This window comes from Kitasatospora sp. NPDC088351, assembly GCF_040685575.1.
Taxonomy (GTDB): Bacteria; Actinomycetota; Actinomycetes; order Streptomycetales; family Streptomycetaceae; genus Kitasatospora.
The window spans coordinates 1-14,442 of record NZ_JBFBIL010000041.1 but is presented as its reverse complement, the minus strand read 5'-3'; the positions used below and the strand labels follow the sequence as shown (position 1 = coordinate 14,442).

Genomic DNA, 14,442 nt, shown 5'->3' with positions numbered 1-14,442 from the left:
ACGGACCTCCCAAAGCCCGTGCCGGGGCGTCGCGTTACCGCTCTTCGGACCCCAGCACGATCGGGTTGGTGAGCGCCGCCATCGGACCCCAGGGGAGGTCCGGGCCCATCGCGTTGCCCTTGCCGGGTGTCCCGTCCGCCCTCGGGTGCCTGACCTCGGCCCGGACGTACGCGGCGAGCGAGGCCGTCGTCCGCCAGACCACCGTGCCCGAACCGTCGGCGGGCAGCGACTCCTGGTGCAGCTGGCCCTCGTCGGTCAGCAGCCGGACCGTCCCGCCCGGCACCCCCGACACCGCCAGCCGCACGTCCACGGGCGCGTCCGGCGGGACGGTCAGCCGCTCGCCGATCCCCGCCTGGCGGCCGTGCCCGGTGGCGGTGAACTCCAGCTGGACGGAGGCCGATTCGGCCAGCCAGCTGCGCCCGGCCCGAAGCCCGTCCAGAACCGCGTCCCGGGTGAGGTCGTCGGCCCGGACCACGGTGTGCGGCGAGCCGATCACCTGCGGGGCGCTGTGCGCGTCGCTGTTGCCGACGGCCGGCAGCCAGGAGCGCCCCTCCCGCAGCGCGACGGCGAGCCGGGCGTCCCAGCCGTCCACCGCCGACTCGTCGTCGTACGTCCAGGGGCCGTTCCAGACCTCCACCGCGTCGGCGTCCTGATAGCCGAACTTCCACTGGCAGGCGACATACGGGCAGAACGGGTGGGCGGGCACCACCAGGCCGCCCTGGCGGCGGACCTGGCGGGCGAAGCGGGGGAACGCCTCGTCGCGCGAGCGGTACCGCCAGTCGACGAACCGGCCCGGCCGGAGGCCCAGCGCCAGCCAGTGGCCGTTGCGGGTGGTCACCTCCTCGCCCAGCACGATCAGCAGGTCGGGACCGGCCAGCGGCCCCCAGATCCCGTGCGAGGACGTGGTGTTGTGGTCGGTCGAGACGATGAAGTCCAGCCCGGCCGCCCGTGCCTCCGCCGCCACCTCGGCGGGCAGCCGGCGGCCGTCGGAGTGCACGGTGTGGAGGTGGCAGTCGCCCCGGTACCAGGAACGCCCCCGGCCCCGGGCCCGCTCCGGCGGGTAGGACGGGGTGAACTCCGGCCCGGGAGCGCCGAATCGGAGGGTCACCTGGACGCGGTAGTCGAGCCCCTGCGGCGCCACCTGGTACGGGCCGAGGACGACGTGCCAGGTGCCGGGGCGGATCGGCCCCGGCAGATAGCCGGGCGTCGCCCGGTCCCGGGCGATCGTGAACTCCGTCCGGAAGCCGCCCGACCAGCCGCGGAAGCCGTTCTCGCCGAGGTCGGTGCCGCGTTCGTCGAAGAGGCCGATGTCGCAGGAGTTGCCGGGGGTGCCGGCGGGGACGGAGGGCTTGTCGTAGCCGTAGGAGACGGCGATCTCCCGTACACCGGAGGGAACGTCGAAGGGGAGGTGGACGAAGTCGGGTGCGCCGGTGGGCAGATGGCCGGTGAGGGTGAGGACGCGGTCGGGGGCGGGGGAGCCGGCCGCCTCGGCGGAGGTGGCGGCGGCCGTCCCGAGGGCGGTGGCGGCGCCGGTGGCCAGGCCGCTCCGGAGCAGGCGCCGGCGGTCGAGGGCGGGCCGGCCGGTGCTGGAGTCGTGGTCGCGGTCGGACATCGGAGGGCCTCCGGGCTCGGGCGGACACCGGCGGCGGGCGGGCTCCCGGCCGGTACGCCCGCCTCCTACCCGGCCCGGTGAACCCCGGGTGAGCCATGCCCGGCCTGCGCCGGTCGGGCCGGTGAAGGAGCCCCGGGGCCGACCGGTGCGGGCTCCTCGCGGCACCGGACCGTTCGTGTCGTCATCCGAGGGGGTCGTGGTGCCACCACCACGAGATGGAGCGGATGGGCAGGGGGGTGGGGTCGTCGCTGCCGGGGTGGTCGGTCCAGCCCGTGAGGGTGACGGGGAGGGTGCCGTCTGAACGGAGGTATCGGGGGTACCGGGCGGCCTCGTGGTCCCATTCGAGGGAGCCGCGTACATAGTGGTCCAGCAGGGTGCTGTAGCGGTGGAGTGGGGGGTCCGCCTTGGCGCGGACCGCGTCTCCCAGCCTGAGGTACAGGCACATGACGCGGTCGCGCATGGCCATGGCGGTGCTGAGGGCGTCGTCGACGGGGAGGTCGTATTCGGCGGCGACGACCTCGATGAGGTTGTTGCCGTCGTTGGTGCGTTCCCGTTCCTTGACGAAGGCGAAGAAGTCGGTGTCCCAGGTGACGACGGTTGCGGCCATCTCGGTGAGGGCGTGGATGTCGCGCCGGGCGCGGGTGGCGGCGGGCAGGTCGATGTTCTCGAAGGCGGCGGGCATATGGGGGAAGACCATTCCGCCCCCGCCGTAGAGCCGGTGGACGGCATAGTCGGAGAGGTTCGGGCGGATACCGCGTGCGGAGTTGCCCGACTTGCGTAGTTCGATCATGAAGTAGTTGCGCATCCACTCGGCGAAGCGGTCGCCCTGGACGGGGGATGCGTGGGCGTCGATCCGGACGCGGATGTCGCGCAGGGCCATCGCGTAGTTGTCGGCCTGGTCCAGGGGGTATTCGGGGATCTCGATGGCGCGGTGCATGCGTCCGAAGGCGTCGGCCTGCTCGGCCGGATGGAAGCGCAGAGGGCCTTCGTCACAGAAGTCGTCGTCGAAGGCGAAGGCCCAGGTGCAGAAGTCCGCGTAGACCTTGAGCAGGTCCGACGACGGGCAGAAGGGGGCCATGAGGGCGGCGAGCCGGCCACAGTGCGTGGTGGCCATCCGGTCGCGTTGGGTCTGGTCGGAGAAGAGCCCGAAACGGTCCAGCCAGGCGATGGTGTGGGCGTCGGCCTCGTCGGCGCCGGGATGGACCGCGCGGGGGATGGGGCAGTAGAACGCGGGAAGCCGGAGGGCGGCGGGCGGCTGTGCGGACGGATCGCCGGACGGGGCAGCGGGCATGAGAGCCCCCTTTCGCACGCGGAGGAGGGCCGGTCAGCGGGACGCGATGATGCTGTAGACGGAATAGGTGCCCTCGTGCAGGGCGGCCGTCAGGTTGACGGCCGTGTCGCGGAGTTCTCTGAACGCCTTGGGGATCTCCCGCGGGAAGACCCGCTCGATGTTGGCCCGCACGTCCTGCAGCCAGTGGATGACGTCCTCGTCGGTGGGCAGTCTGCGGGCGTCCTGGAGCATGAAGGAATTCCTCATCAGCGCATCGGCCAGGAGGTTCAGAGTCTTGCGGTGGCCGCAGGCGAGCCGGTCCTCGTCGTCGGGCAGGGCGGAGGTGTAGTCCTGAAGAGGAATGTTGTACAGGCTCTCGGATATGACGAGCGTTCCTCCCCTGCTCATCCTGGATGCCAGTGCGCGCAGGGTCGCATCCAGCAGTCCGGCGGAGAAGTGGGTGATGCTCCCGCGCATGAGGACCAGGTCGTAGGGCTGCTCCGGGTCGGGCAGGAGCCACAGGTCCTGAGCGTTGCACAGGTACAGCTTCACGCGGCCGGCGAGGGACAGCGCGGCCGTTCGGCGGGCGGCGTACTCGGTCTGGGTGAGGCTGATGTTGACGCCGTCCAGTCGGGGGCAGTGGGGGAAGCGGCGGGCGAGGTGTTCCAGCGCCGTGCCCCAGCCGAATCCGACGTCCAGGATCCGCTCAGGCTCTCTGCCATGGTCGTTCAGCCCGGCGATGTCCAGTTGTCGTTCGAGGTGGCGGCGTCCGGAGGCGTCCAGCGACTCGGGGGACTCGTCCTGCGGGGCCGGCATGTCGGCCTGGCCGTAGACGCCGAACTGGAACCAGAGGCCCGGGCCGATCACGTCCTGCCACAGGTGCGTGGCGTCGCTGTAGGTCTCTGCGACCCGCGGCTGGTAGGGGTCGGCCACGGGACCGTTGATGAGCTCATAGGGGATCTGCCCGCTGTCAGCTGTCATGAGAGTTCTCCGCCGTCCTCGCGGCGCCGCATGCGCCGGTTGCCGGCCCTGCCCCGAAGCCGCGCGGTCAAGGCCGAGAAGCTGGCTGAGGTATTCCCACTGGTGCGACTTCGCAATCTCCACCAAGGGCCGCCAGACGGTGCGGTGGCCGGGGTCCGCCATCAGCTGGGCGAGCAGGGTCCGGGGAGGGCGACGGGCGTGCTGACGCTCCCGCCGTACCGGGGCAGGGGCCACGCCCGACGCCTTGTGCGCGCGATCTCCCGGCACGCCCTCGCACGGAAACACCAGCCGCAGTACCGCTGCCAGCTCGACAACCACGCTTCGGTGGCGGCGGCCCGATCGGCAGGCCTGACCCGATTCGGGACCTGGGACATCGTCTCGCCGGACTCGGCCGGGTAGGGGCGGGCGGTGGCGAGCCGATCCCGGCGGCCAGGGCGGGGTTGCGGCGGGTGGTGATCGGCCGGTTCATGGATACAGATGGTCGGGTTGTCCGATATCCATGGAGGCGGGTGTGTCATTGAGTCGGCGGGCGTTACTGGTGGTGGCGGCCGGAGGCACGCTGGCGGGGTGCCAGAGAGGCCAGGGGACGGCGCCGGCCGTGCCGTCCGGCCCGGCGTCCGCCACTGTGACACCCGCCCCCGCTACGGCACCCCCCACGACATCCGCAGCCTCGCCGGAGCCCGCGGAGACCCCGGCGCCCACCGCCCCCGCGCCGAGGCCGGGCCGGGCCGAGGTGGTGGCCCGGTACGGCGGCGTGGCGCCGGAGGAGTGGGGGCTGGAGGTGTCCAGGGTGATCACCGGGCTGCCGGGCGGCGAGCGCACGACGGCCCTCACCTTCGACGCCTGCGGCGGCCCCGGCGGGAACGGTTACGACGCCGACCTGATCGACTTCCTGCGGGCCCACGACGTCCCCGCGACGCTCTTCCTCAACGCCCGCTGGATCGACGCCAACCCGGCGGAGTTCGACCGGCTGGCCGCCGACCCGCTGTTCGAGATCGGCAACCACGGCTCCGTCCACCGCCCGCTGTCGGTCCGCGGCCGCTCCGCGTACGGGATCGCGGGCACCCGCGACGTGGGCGAGGTCTACGACGAGGTGGCGGACAACGCCGAGAAGCTGACCGGGCTGCTCGGTCACCCGCCGGGCTTCTTCCGGTCCGGCACCGCCCACTACGACGACATCGCCACCCGCATCGTCGCCGACCTGGGCGAACGCGTCGCGGGCTTCACCGTCAACGGCGACGGCGGCGCGACCCTCGGCGCGAGCGAGGTCCGTCGGGAGGTCACAACCGCTCCGCCCGGTGCCATCGTGATCGCCCATATGAACCACCCGGGCGGCGGCACCGCCCCCGGCATCGCCGCCGCCGTCCCGGCGCTGCTGGCCTCGGGCCGGCGCTTCGTCCGGCTCTCCGAAGCCCTCGGCTGACGCCCGAGCGGGCCGTCCGGGCGGTCACGCCCGGCGAGACCCGTGGAAGGCGCCCCGGAGCCGGGGGCGGTGCCGGGCCGGGCCGGGGTGACCGTCCGCCACCGGGTGCGGTGAATCGGCAGCCCGTCCGGTGGGCAGGCGCGGCGCTTTCCGACGGACCGGCCCGGCCTGCGCTGGGCACCCCTGCCACGCCCTGCCCCCGCGGTGCGGCCGCCCCGAGCCGGTGCGAGTCGGAGCGGGCCGACCGGCGGGACCGGACCGACCGGACGGACCGTCAGGACACCCGGTGGGCGATCCGCTCGTGGTACCTCAGCGCCGACACGGTGCCGTCGGGCTCCCGGACGAAGGAGAGCGCGTCACCCAGCGGGCTGCCGTCCTCGGCCAGGGCGACGAGGGTGTCCGGCGGGGCCAGGACGAGCCGGCCCGGGGAGGCGAGCTCGACAAGGTACTGGTCCGGATCCACCGGGGCCTGGTCCGCGATGACGCCCATCTCGCCCTCGGCCGCGCCCCGGACCAGCGTGACGGTGCCGTAGAACCCGCAGTCATAGGTGCCCAGCAGGGCATCGGCCAGTTCGTCACCGATCGGACGCAACTCGCGCGAGGGCTGCTCGCCGAGCACCGCGGTGAGGATCAGCCGCTCGATCTCCTCGGCCACGGTGGCTCCCTCGATCGAGTTGGTCAGGACGGTGTAGCAGAGGCCCCGCGACGGCATGAGCACCAGGCGCGCCGCGTAACCGATGGTCAGCCCGTCGTGCGCCATCACCGGGCTGCCCGCACGCTCTTCCAGCATCCAGGCGAGCCCGACATCGCGCCCCGGGCTGCCCCGGTGCCCCTGCGGACGGAAGAGGCCGCCGGGTGCCTCCGGCGAGGTGACGTACGCCGCGTAGCGGATGAGGTCGCGCACCGAGCTGAGCACGCCGCCGCCCGGCACGTCCCAGCCCGGGAGCTGCCAGTGCCGCTGCCACCCCTGGTCGGTGAGCAGCGTCGCCCGGCCCTCGGGGTCGCGGCCGTGCGGCGCGGCGACCCGCCGGGTCACGACCTGGTCGGCGGTCGTGAAGGTCCCCGCCATGCCGGCCGGGTCGAGAACCTCGTCCTGGAGGACGTCCGCGTAGTGCCGGCCGGTGACGCGCTCCACCACCGCCGCGGCCAGCATGATGCCCGGGCCGCTGTAGGAGTAGTCCGTGCCCGGCGGGAAGAGCAGAGGACGGCGGACGAAATGGGCCAGCGACGCCTGGATGGAGTCGTCCGCGTGGTCGGCGAGCAGCCGCGGGGCGTCGGCGATCATGTTCTGGGCGTCGATGCCCGAGGTGTGCGTGATCACGTGCCGCAGGGTGATGCGCTCGTCGATGCCGGTTCCGGCCGGGAAGAGCGGAGCCACGGGAGCGTCCAGTTCCACGCGGCCCCGGTCGACCAGACGGCCGACGACGAACCCGAGCAGCGTCTTGGAGATCGAGCCGACCTGGAAGATCGTGTCGGGGTCGACCGGGAGGCTGTGGGCCACGTTGGTGACACCGTAGCCGAGCAGTGTCGTCCCGCCGTCGGCCAGGACGCCCACGGCGACGCCCGGAACGCCGTGGCGCGCGAGGATTTCGGGGACCTGGCTGTCGAGCAGGCCGGTGAGGTCGGACACGGTGATGTTCCTCCTGCGAGGCGAGGCGAGGCGAGGGGAGGCGAGGGGAGGGAAGGGAGGGGACGGGGACAGCGGAGGCGAGCCGAGGTCAGGCGCCGGCCGCGGTGCGGGTGTGCGGGTCCAGCCGGTCACGCAGGATGTCGCCGAGCAGGTTGAACGCGAGGACCAGCAGGACGAACGCGATCGCGGGGAACGCGACCACCCAGGGATCGGTGAGCAGGTACTGCTGGGACGAGGAGATCATGCTGCCGTAGTCCGCGTCGGGCGGTCGGACACCGAACCCGAGGAAGCTCAGCGCGGCGTACGCCCCCTCGGCGGTCGACAGGTTGATCGCCGTCATGATCACGAGCGGCGAGGCGATGTTGGGCAGGATGTGCCGGAACATGATCCACGACCTGCCCCGCCCGCAGAGCCGCGCCGCGTCGACGAAGCTGCGCCGCGCGATCTCCAGCGTGGAGCCCCGGGCGATGCGCGCGAACCGCGGAATGCTCACGATGCCGATGGCCAGCGAGGCGTTGAGCAGGCCGCTGCCCATCACCGCGATCACGAGGATCGCCAGCAGGTACTCGGGGACGGCGAACAGCAGGTCGACGAGCCGGGAGAGGATTCCGTCCCACAGCCGGCCCAGGAACCCGGCCGCGATGCCGATCGACGTTCCGATCACCAGGGCGAACAGCACCGCGTACGTCGCCGACAGCAGGGCCGGCCGGGTGGCGGCGATCACGCGGGAGAGCTGGTCACGTCCGAGCGCGTCCGTCCCCAGCCAGTGTTCGGCCGAGGGGGCGGACAGCCGCGGGCCGGCGCCGACCTCGTTCGGGCCGTACGGCGCCAGGAAGGAGCCGAACACCGCCAGCAGGACGTACCCGACGATGAGGAGGACGGCGGTGTTGGCGACGAGCCCGCGCACCGGCCGGCGGCGGGCGCGCTTCGGCCCGGGGGACAGCGGGGCGGGAGGAGGCGGGGAGGTCGGAGGGGATGGGCGGGCGACGGTGTTGGTCACGCTGGCTCCCGTGTCCTATCGGTTGATGATGCGCCGGTCGACGAACGGCAGCGCGATGTCTACGAGCAGGTTGCCGAGGATGAACGCGGCGGCGATGACGAGAGCCTGGCCGGTGAGCTGGGAGAAGTCCCGGTTCGAGATCGAGGCGAGTACGCCGCGCCCGAGTCCGGGCAGGCTGAAGATCTCCTCGACGATGAACAGGCCGCCGACGAGGAAGCCGAAGATGAACCCGATCAGGGTCAGCACCGGCGGCAGCGCGGTGCGCAGGGCGTAGACGTACCTGATCCGCCACTCCGCGATGCCGTTCGTCCGCGCCGTGGTGATGTGGGGCTGGGCGAGGACCTCGATCATCGACGACCGGGTCATCTGGGCCACGAGCGGTGCGGTGGGAATCCCGACCGCCAGCGCCGGCATCAGCATGGTCTGGAGGTTGCCGATGCCGTTGTCGGAGAACGGGATGTAGCTCGCCGAGTACAGGTTGGTCAGGAAGTGCGCCGACAGGTACAGCGCGACCGAGCCCGACACGAACCCGGGGAAGGCGAAGACCACGAGCAGCGGAATGCGGATACCCCAGTCGAGGCCCTTGCCGGAGCGGGTCGCCGCGATCACGCCGACCGGAAGTCCGATCGCCACCGCGATGAGCAGCCCCATGAGCGCCAGTTCGAAGGAGACCGGCGCCTGTTGGGCGATCACCTGGAGGTTGTCCTGCCCGGAGAGGGGCGACACCCCGAAGTCGCCGTGCAGGGCGCCCGTCAGCCAGTCGAGGTACTGGCGGTAGAGCGGCTGGTCCAGTCCCAGCTTGTGCTCGATGGCGGCAAGCGTCTCGGGTGAGGCCTTGGCGCCGGCGATCACCGCCGCGGCGTTGCCCGGTACCAGCCCGCGACCGGCGAAGAACACCAGCGCGGAGAGGGCCAGCAGGACGCCGACGGCACTGGTCAGCTTCTTGGCCAGGTAGAGGATCAAGACTCTCCTCCCAGGTCCGCGACGGTCGTGGTGGCGGCCGTTGTCAGCGTGAGCCCGCCCGGCTTGTGGCAGCGCACGCGGTGATCTGTTGTCACGTCCACGAGTTCGGGCGGGACGCGGCGGCAGTGGTCGTCGGCGATCGGGCAGCGGGGCGCGAACCGGCAGCCGGCCGGCGGGTCGACCGCGCTCGGCGGCTCCCCGCGCAGCACGACCCGTTCGATGCGCGACCCGCCCTGGAAGATGCCGGGCTCGGTGGAACGGAGCGCGACCGCGTACGGGTGCAGCAGCCGCCGGTCGAAGGCCTCGGCCGGTGCCTCCTCGACGATCTGTCCCAGGTACATGACTGCCATCGCGTGGCTGATCCGGCGTACCGCCCGCAGGTCGTGCGAGATGAACACGTACGCGGTCCCGGTCTCGCGCTGCAGCCGTTCCAGCAGGTCCAGCACCTGGGCCTGGAGCGAGGCGTCCAGCGAGCTCACCGCCTCGTCGAGCAGGATGAGGTCCGGCCCGGCGACCAGGGCACGGGCGATGCAGACGCGCTGCTGCTGACCGCCCGACAGCTGGTGCGGATAGCGGGCTCCGAGCTCGGGCGGCAGACCGACGGCCGCGAGGGCTTCGTCGACGCGCCTCTCCCGCTCGGGCCTCGCAACGCCGCCCAGCGCCTCGGCGATGGCGGCGCGCACCGTCATACGGGGGTCCAGGGCGCTCGCCGGGTCCTGGAAGACGGCCTGCACCTTCCCGCCCGCACCCGCCGTGACGTCGTGCTGGTCCGCGCCGACCAGCACCGAGCCGGACGTCGGGGCATCGAGCCCGGTGATCAGCCGGCCCAGCGTCGACTTGCCGCATCCCGACTCCCCGACCAGGCCGAGGGTACGGCCCGCGCGGAGCCGGACGCTGATGCCGTCCACGGCGTGCACCTGCGGCCGCTTGCCCGTCAGGCTCGTCCGTCTCATGCGGAAGTGCTTGACCGAGTCCCGGACGTCGAGCACCAGGGGCCGGCGCTCCTCGGAGATCCCGGACGGCGTCTGCTCGCCGGTCATGCCACCTCCTCCTTGCGGCCGTCCACGTCGTCGAGGAGCCGGCCGTGGGCTGCGGCGAGCAGCGACCGGGTGTAGGGGTGCGTGGGGCGGGTCAGGACGTCGGATGCCGCCCCGTTCTCGACGATCCGCCCGCGGTACATCACCAGCACGGTCGTGCAGAGCTCGGAGACCACGCCCACGTCGTGCGAGATCAGCAGCAGCGTCATCCCCGCGTCGGCGACCCGTTCGCGCAACAGCTCGACGACCTGTGACTGGACGGTGACGTCCAGCGCCGTGGTGGGCTCGTCGGCGATCAGCAGATCGGGGTGGTTCAGCAGCGCCATGGCGATCATGACGCGCTGCCGCATCCCTCCCGACAGCTCGTGCGGGTAACTGCGCCGTTTGACCGCGGCGTCGCCGATGCCGACCCGGCGCAGCGCCTCCTCGACGGTCGCCGTGCGCTCGCGGCGGCCGAGCGGCCGGTGCGCGGAGAGTACGTCCGAGAGCTGGCGCCCGATCGTGAGAACGGGGTTGAGGTTCCCGAGCGGGTCCTGCGGAACGCGGGCCATCCGGGTGCTGCGCAGGGCCCTCAGCTCCGACGGCCCCAGGGTCGTCAGGTCCCGGCCGGCCAGACCGATGTGACCACTGACCGAGGCCGAGGGCGGAAGCAGCCGCAGTACGGCCGCCGCCAGTGTCGACTTGCCCGACCCGGACTCCCCGACCAGCCCGACCCGGTCACCGCGCGCGATGCTGAAGGAGACGTCCTCCACGGCGGGCCGCTCCGCGGACCCGTAGCGCACGGTGAGCCCGTCGACGGTGAGCAGCGGCTCCGGATCGCGCGGTGCCCGGACCGCGCCGGCCGGGGCACGGTCCGTCTCCGGGGCGCTAGCCACGGCTCACCTGGGCCAGGAACGTGCGGCTCTGGCTCGGCGGCAGCTCCACCCCGGTCAGTCCCTTGCGGTACGCGACGACGGTGTTCGTCGCGAGCAGGGTGACGGTGGGGTACACGTTCTCGGCCTCCCACTTCTCGACGGCGATCAGCGCCGCCTGGTAGGCCGCCTGGTCACCGGCGCGCAGCGCGTCGTCGAGCAGCTTCTGCAACTCGGCCGGGACGGCCCCCTGACGGCCCTCGGCCGGCTGCACGTACTGGTAGGGGTTCGAGTAGTACGACTGCGCGTTCCAACTGAGCGGGTACTGCGCCTTGGTGAGCCTGTCGACCCAGGCGCCGCGTTCGAGCGGGTCGAGCTTGACCTTGATGCCGACCTTGGCGAGCTGGTCCTGGAGGGCCGCGGCCAGGTCGTTCGTCCCGGGGTCGTACCCGCTGATGTACATCAACGAGGTGGAGAAGCCGTCGGGGTAGCCGGCCTCCGCGAGGAGCGCCTTGGCCTTGGCGGTGTCCTGGGTCGAGAACGGCACCTCGGCCGGCTTGGGCGCCCAGGACTCGCCGTCGGGGATGTAGAGGCTGGCACGGGCGCCGCCACCGCTGTAGGCGTGCTCCGCGAGGCTGTCGCGGTCGAGCGCCAGGGCGAGGGCCTGGCGGACCTTCAGGTTGTCGAACGGTGCGGTGAGGTTGTTGATCTGAAGGAAGATCGTGGAGTCGGTGGGGACGGTCCCGACCTCGAGCCCGTCGGAGCCGGACAGCGTCCTGGCGCTCGACGTGCCGGTGAAGATCAGGTCGACCGCACCGGCCTGCAGATCGCTGACCTGCGTAGCGGAGCCGGGCACATAGAGGACGCTGAGCCGCTCCGACTTGGTCTTCTGGCCCCAGTAGTCGTCGAACCGCTTGAGCTTCAACTCGCTGTTGGGGCGGTACGACTCCTGCACCCACGGGCCCGTGCCGACCATGCGGGTGGCCAGGTTCTCGGAGGCGGCGGCCTTCTTGCTCATCACCGCGCAGCCCCAGACCAGCGGGTTCGCCATGTTGTTGAGGAAGCCGGCGTCGGGGCGCTTGAGGTGGAACACGACGGTCGAGGCGCTGGTCGCCTCGGCCTTCTCGAAGGTGGGGAACAGCTCCTCGGATATCCCGTCCGGACTGCTCTTCAACCGGTCGAAGGTGAAGGCGACGTCCTCGGCCGTCAGCGTCTCACCGTTCTGGAACCTGACGCCCGGTCTGAGGTCGAAGGTGTAGGTGAGCCCGTCGTCGGAGCGCTGGTAGCCGGTGGCGAGTTCCGGCTCGACCTTCCCTCCGGGAGTGGTGGTCATCAGGCACTGGTAGGAGAGCTGCCAGGCGAACCGGTCGGCGTAGAGCGCCGAACCCTGAGGGTCGAGGGTCGAGGGCGCCGAGGTCTCGGCGACGGTGATGCCCGTCGCGGACGTGCTGCTGCCGGGCGGTGAGCACCCCACCGCGACGGCGACCATCGCACAGGCCGCGGCGCCCGCGGCGGACCGCAAGGAAAAGCCGTTCTGCTTCTTCATTCGGACCTCTTCGAGGGTGGGCCGGCGTTCCCTGCTCTGACTTCAGGGAGCCGGCAGGCCGCAAGGGGGAAAGGATTTGCAATGCAACTTCCCGCGAGGTTTGCATTGCAACTTTTTGGGATGTTTGCAATGCAATTCAGCGCCATGCATTGCAGAATGTTTACCGACGCGCCATAGTGCTGTCAAGACCCGAGCACGCGGAAGAAAGGCGCTGGCCACACCGGCCGCGGCCGACCGGTCGCCCGTACCCACGAGCCCCCCCTCGCTGAAATTCATGAGCGGAACCTGTCAGCGACGGGCGGGTGTACCTGTCCGCCCCCGCGGCCGGTTCCACCTGCTACATCGGCGGTCGGCGGACGGCCGGTGCAGGGGAAAGCGCCGGCCGGGTGCCCCGGGCGGAAAACCCGCACACATTCGATTGCGGCCGAACCGGTCTGGACAAAAGGAGGGTTGAACAGCACCCTGATAGCCAGCCGCCCGACGGAATAGGGCGTGGCCCGTGCCGACCTGCGCAACAGCCGCACGGCCGGCGGGATCCGCATGCTCGCTCAAAGCGATTTCGTGCTCGGAAATGACAATTCATTGACACGGGCGCCCAGCGCGCTCCAGGCAGAGAGGGGCACCAAAAGTGAGCTCGGAGCTGAGCCCCACACCGGGGCTTCGCAACAACTCGGCTTCGCTGCGCCGCGCGATCTCCATCCTGCTGCAGCTCGGAGACGAGACCGACGGGACCGGGTACTCGATCGCCGAGCTCTGCGAACGGCTCGGCCTGAACAAGAGCACGCTGTTCCGCCTCATCCAGCCGCTCCTGGAGGCCCGTCTGGTCGAGCACCTTCCCTCGGGCCGCTACCGTCTGGGACGGCGCAACGCCCAGCTCGGCAACGTGTACCTGACCGGCCTGGACCTCCCGCGCAGCATGCACGATGTCATGCAGAACCTCGCCGCACAGACCCGCGAGACCGTCCACCTCGTCGTCGCCGACTTTCCGAACATCGTGTACATCCACAAGGTGGACAGCCCGCATTCGGTCCGCATGTTCTCCCGGATCGGAAACAGCGCACCCGTCTACTGCACCAGCGTCGGAAAGGCCATGCTGGCCCACGCCGCACCGGCGACGGTCGACCTGGTGATCGAGAGCGGTATGCCCAGGCACACGCCTCGCACGATCACGACGGCCGAGGATCTGCGGGCCGCGCTGAGCGAGATCAGGCAGCGGGGCTACGCGATCGACGACATCGAACACGAGGAAGGCATCCGGTGTGTGGCGGCGCCCGTCTTCGACCACTCCAGAGCCTGTACCAGCGCGGTCAGCGTCTCGGCGCCCGCGGACCGCCTGCCGCGTGAGCGGGTGCCGGAGCTGGCGCCCCTGGTGATCGCCGCCGCGAACGAGATCTCCACTCGCCTGGGTGCCGTTCCGTGACCATCACCCGGGCTGCGTCGAAAACGGCCGGGCCGCCGCGGCGTGGGTGCCGCGGTGGCCCGGCCGGGTGCGGGGCGGGTGGGGCTTACTCCTCCGGTCCGAGCCGGCCGTCGACGAGGCGGAAGAGTTCGTCGTCGTCCGCCAGATCGAGCTCGGTGGGCGCGGCGGCGGCCGGGGCCGGACGGGCCAGGACGGCGGACGGGCGGTATCGGGCGCGGGCGTGCTGCCGGTCGTCGTGTCGAGGGTGCCGGAGGGGTGCCTGGTCCAGCCCTCGGAATCGGCCCGGCGGGCGTGCACGGCGAAGGCGCGGGGGCCGTCGACCGCCTGGGCACCGAGGGCGAGTTGGAGCGCGACGTGCCGGTGGCGGGCAGGAGGGGCGGCGCCTCCAGGGTGCGGGTTTCGAGAGGACTTCTGCGAATGGCCACCTGGTGAAACGTGACCGCTTCCGGGCCTCTCGCGGAACTCTCACAGGTGACCATGTGTGAGAAGTGGGGCCCGGGCGCGTACTCCCGGACGAGACGTGTGCGAGGGAACGGCGCACCCCTGGCGGAAGAAAGGTTAACCAGATGCTTGACTATTCGCTGCCGGCGTCGAATAGTTAGGCGCATGCTTAACCTCCGTGTTTCGGTTCGCGTCGGCTGATCTGGGGTGATCCCTGTGTCGAAGGTCGCGGGGCTGCCGTCGGATGTTGGGCATGCCGAGGGCCCGG

11 protein-coding genes are annotated in these 14,442 nt (G+C 71.6%); 2 read left to right on the top strand and 9 right to left on the bottom strand.

Features of this window, described 5'->3' with window-relative positions; all coding sequences use genetic code 11:
• Positions 1-34 precede the first annotated feature (34 nt).
• The 3 genes from AB0P06_RS25435 to AB0P06_RS25425 form a co-directional block, all read right to left on the bottom strand.
• Positions 35-1,612 (bottom strand): CehA/McbA family metallohydrolase, encoded by a 1,578-nt coding sequence (locus AB0P06_RS25435; protein WP_363611090.1) that lies wholly within the window; start codon positions 1,610-1,612, stop codon positions 35-37.
• Positions 1,613-1,793: 181 nt separating this feature from the next.
• A complete protein-coding gene (locus AB0P06_RS25430) occupies positions 1,794-2,903 on the bottom strand; it encodes a hypothetical protein (RefSeq protein WP_363611088.1) in 1,110 nt (369 codons plus the stop codon).
• 33 nt (positions 2,904-2,936) lie between these two features.
• Positions 2,937-3,863: a methyltransferase domain-containing protein gene (locus AB0P06_RS25425; protein ID WP_363611086.1), complete on the bottom strand. Its 927-nt coding sequence runs from the start codon at positions 3,861-3,863 to the stop codon at positions 2,937-2,939.
• Between the two features lie 781 nt (positions 3,864-4,644).
• Between AB0P06_RS25425 and AB0P06_RS25420 the strand changes: the two genes are divergently transcribed.
• On the top strand, positions 4,645-5,286 hold the full coding sequence (locus tag AB0P06_RS25420; RefSeq protein ID WP_363611084.1) for a polysaccharide deacetylase family protein: 642 nt from the start codon (positions 4,645-4,647) through the stop codon (positions 5,284-5,286).
• 274 nt (positions 5,287-5,560) lie between these two features.
• Here AB0P06_RS25420 and AB0P06_RS25415 read toward each other — a convergent pair whose 3' ends face one another.
• The 6 genes from AB0P06_RS25415 to AB0P06_RS25390 form a co-directional block, all read right to left on the bottom strand.
• Positions 5,561-6,916, bottom strand: coding sequence for a serine hydrolase domain-containing protein (locus tag AB0P06_RS25415; protein WP_363611082.1), 1,356 nt, complete (start codon positions 6,914-6,916; stop codon positions 5,561-5,563).
• An 88-nt stretch (positions 6,917-7,004) separates the two neighbouring features.
• A complete protein-coding gene (locus AB0P06_RS25410) occupies positions 7,005-7,916 on the bottom strand; it encodes an ABC transporter permease (RefSeq protein WP_363611080.1) in 912 nt (303 codons plus the stop codon).
• 15 nt (positions 7,917-7,931) lie between these two features.
• On the bottom strand, positions 7,932-8,879 hold the full coding sequence (locus AB0P06_RS25405) for an ABC transporter permease (protein ID WP_363611078.1): 948 nt from the start codon (positions 8,877-8,879) through the stop codon (positions 7,932-7,934).
• Positions 8,876-9,919 (bottom strand): ABC transporter ATP-binding protein, encoded by a 1,044-nt coding sequence (locus AB0P06_RS25400; protein WP_363611076.1) that lies wholly within the window; start codon positions 9,917-9,919, stop codon positions 8,876-8,878. Before AB0P06_RS25400 ends, AB0P06_RS25405 begins: the two co-directional genes overlap by 4 nt.
• Positions 9,916-10,791, bottom strand: a complete 876-nt coding sequence (locus AB0P06_RS25395; protein WP_363611074.1) for an ABC transporter ATP-binding protein — start codon at positions 10,789-10,791, stop codon at positions 9,916-9,918. The genes AB0P06_RS25400 and AB0P06_RS25395 overlap by 4 nt, the downstream gene beginning before the upstream one ends.
• Entirely contained in the window at positions 10,784-12,313 is a 1,530-nt protein-coding gene (locus AB0P06_RS25390; RefSeq protein WP_363611072.1) for an ABC transporter substrate-binding protein, read from the bottom strand. The genes AB0P06_RS25395 and AB0P06_RS25390 overlap by 8 nt, the downstream gene beginning before the upstream one ends.
• A 628-nt stretch (positions 12,314-12,941) precedes the next feature.
• Here AB0P06_RS25390 and AB0P06_RS25385 point away from each other — a divergent pair.
• Positions 12,942-13,733 (top strand): IclR family transcriptional regulator, encoded by a 792-nt coding sequence (locus AB0P06_RS25385; protein WP_363611069.1) that lies wholly within the window; start codon positions 12,942-12,944, stop codon positions 13,731-13,733.
• The last annotated feature ends 709 nt before the right edge of the window (positions 13,734-14,442 follow it).

Excerpts from the sequence above, each read along its gene's own strand:
- AB0P06_RS25435 (WP_363611090.1), bottom strand. The coding sequence starts at position 1,612 with ATGTCCGACCGCGACCACGACTCCAGCACCGGCCGGCCCGCCCTCGAC.
- AB0P06_RS25430 (WP_363611088.1), bottom strand. The coding sequence starts at position 2,903 with ATGCCCGCTGCCCCGTCCGGCGATCCGTCCGCACAGCCGCCCGCCGCC.
- AB0P06_RS25425 (WP_363611086.1), bottom strand. The coding sequence starts at position 3,863 with ATGACAGCTGACAGCGGGCAGATCCCCTATGAGCTCATCAACGGTCCC.
- AB0P06_RS25400 (WP_363611076.1), bottom strand. The coding sequence starts at position 9,919 with ATGACCGGCGAGCAGACGCCGTCCGGGATCTCCGAGGAGCGCCGGCCC.
- AB0P06_RS25390 (WP_363611072.1), bottom strand. The coding sequence starts at position 12,313 with ATGAAGAAGCAGAACGGCTTTTCCTTGCGGTCCGCCGCGGGCGCCGCG.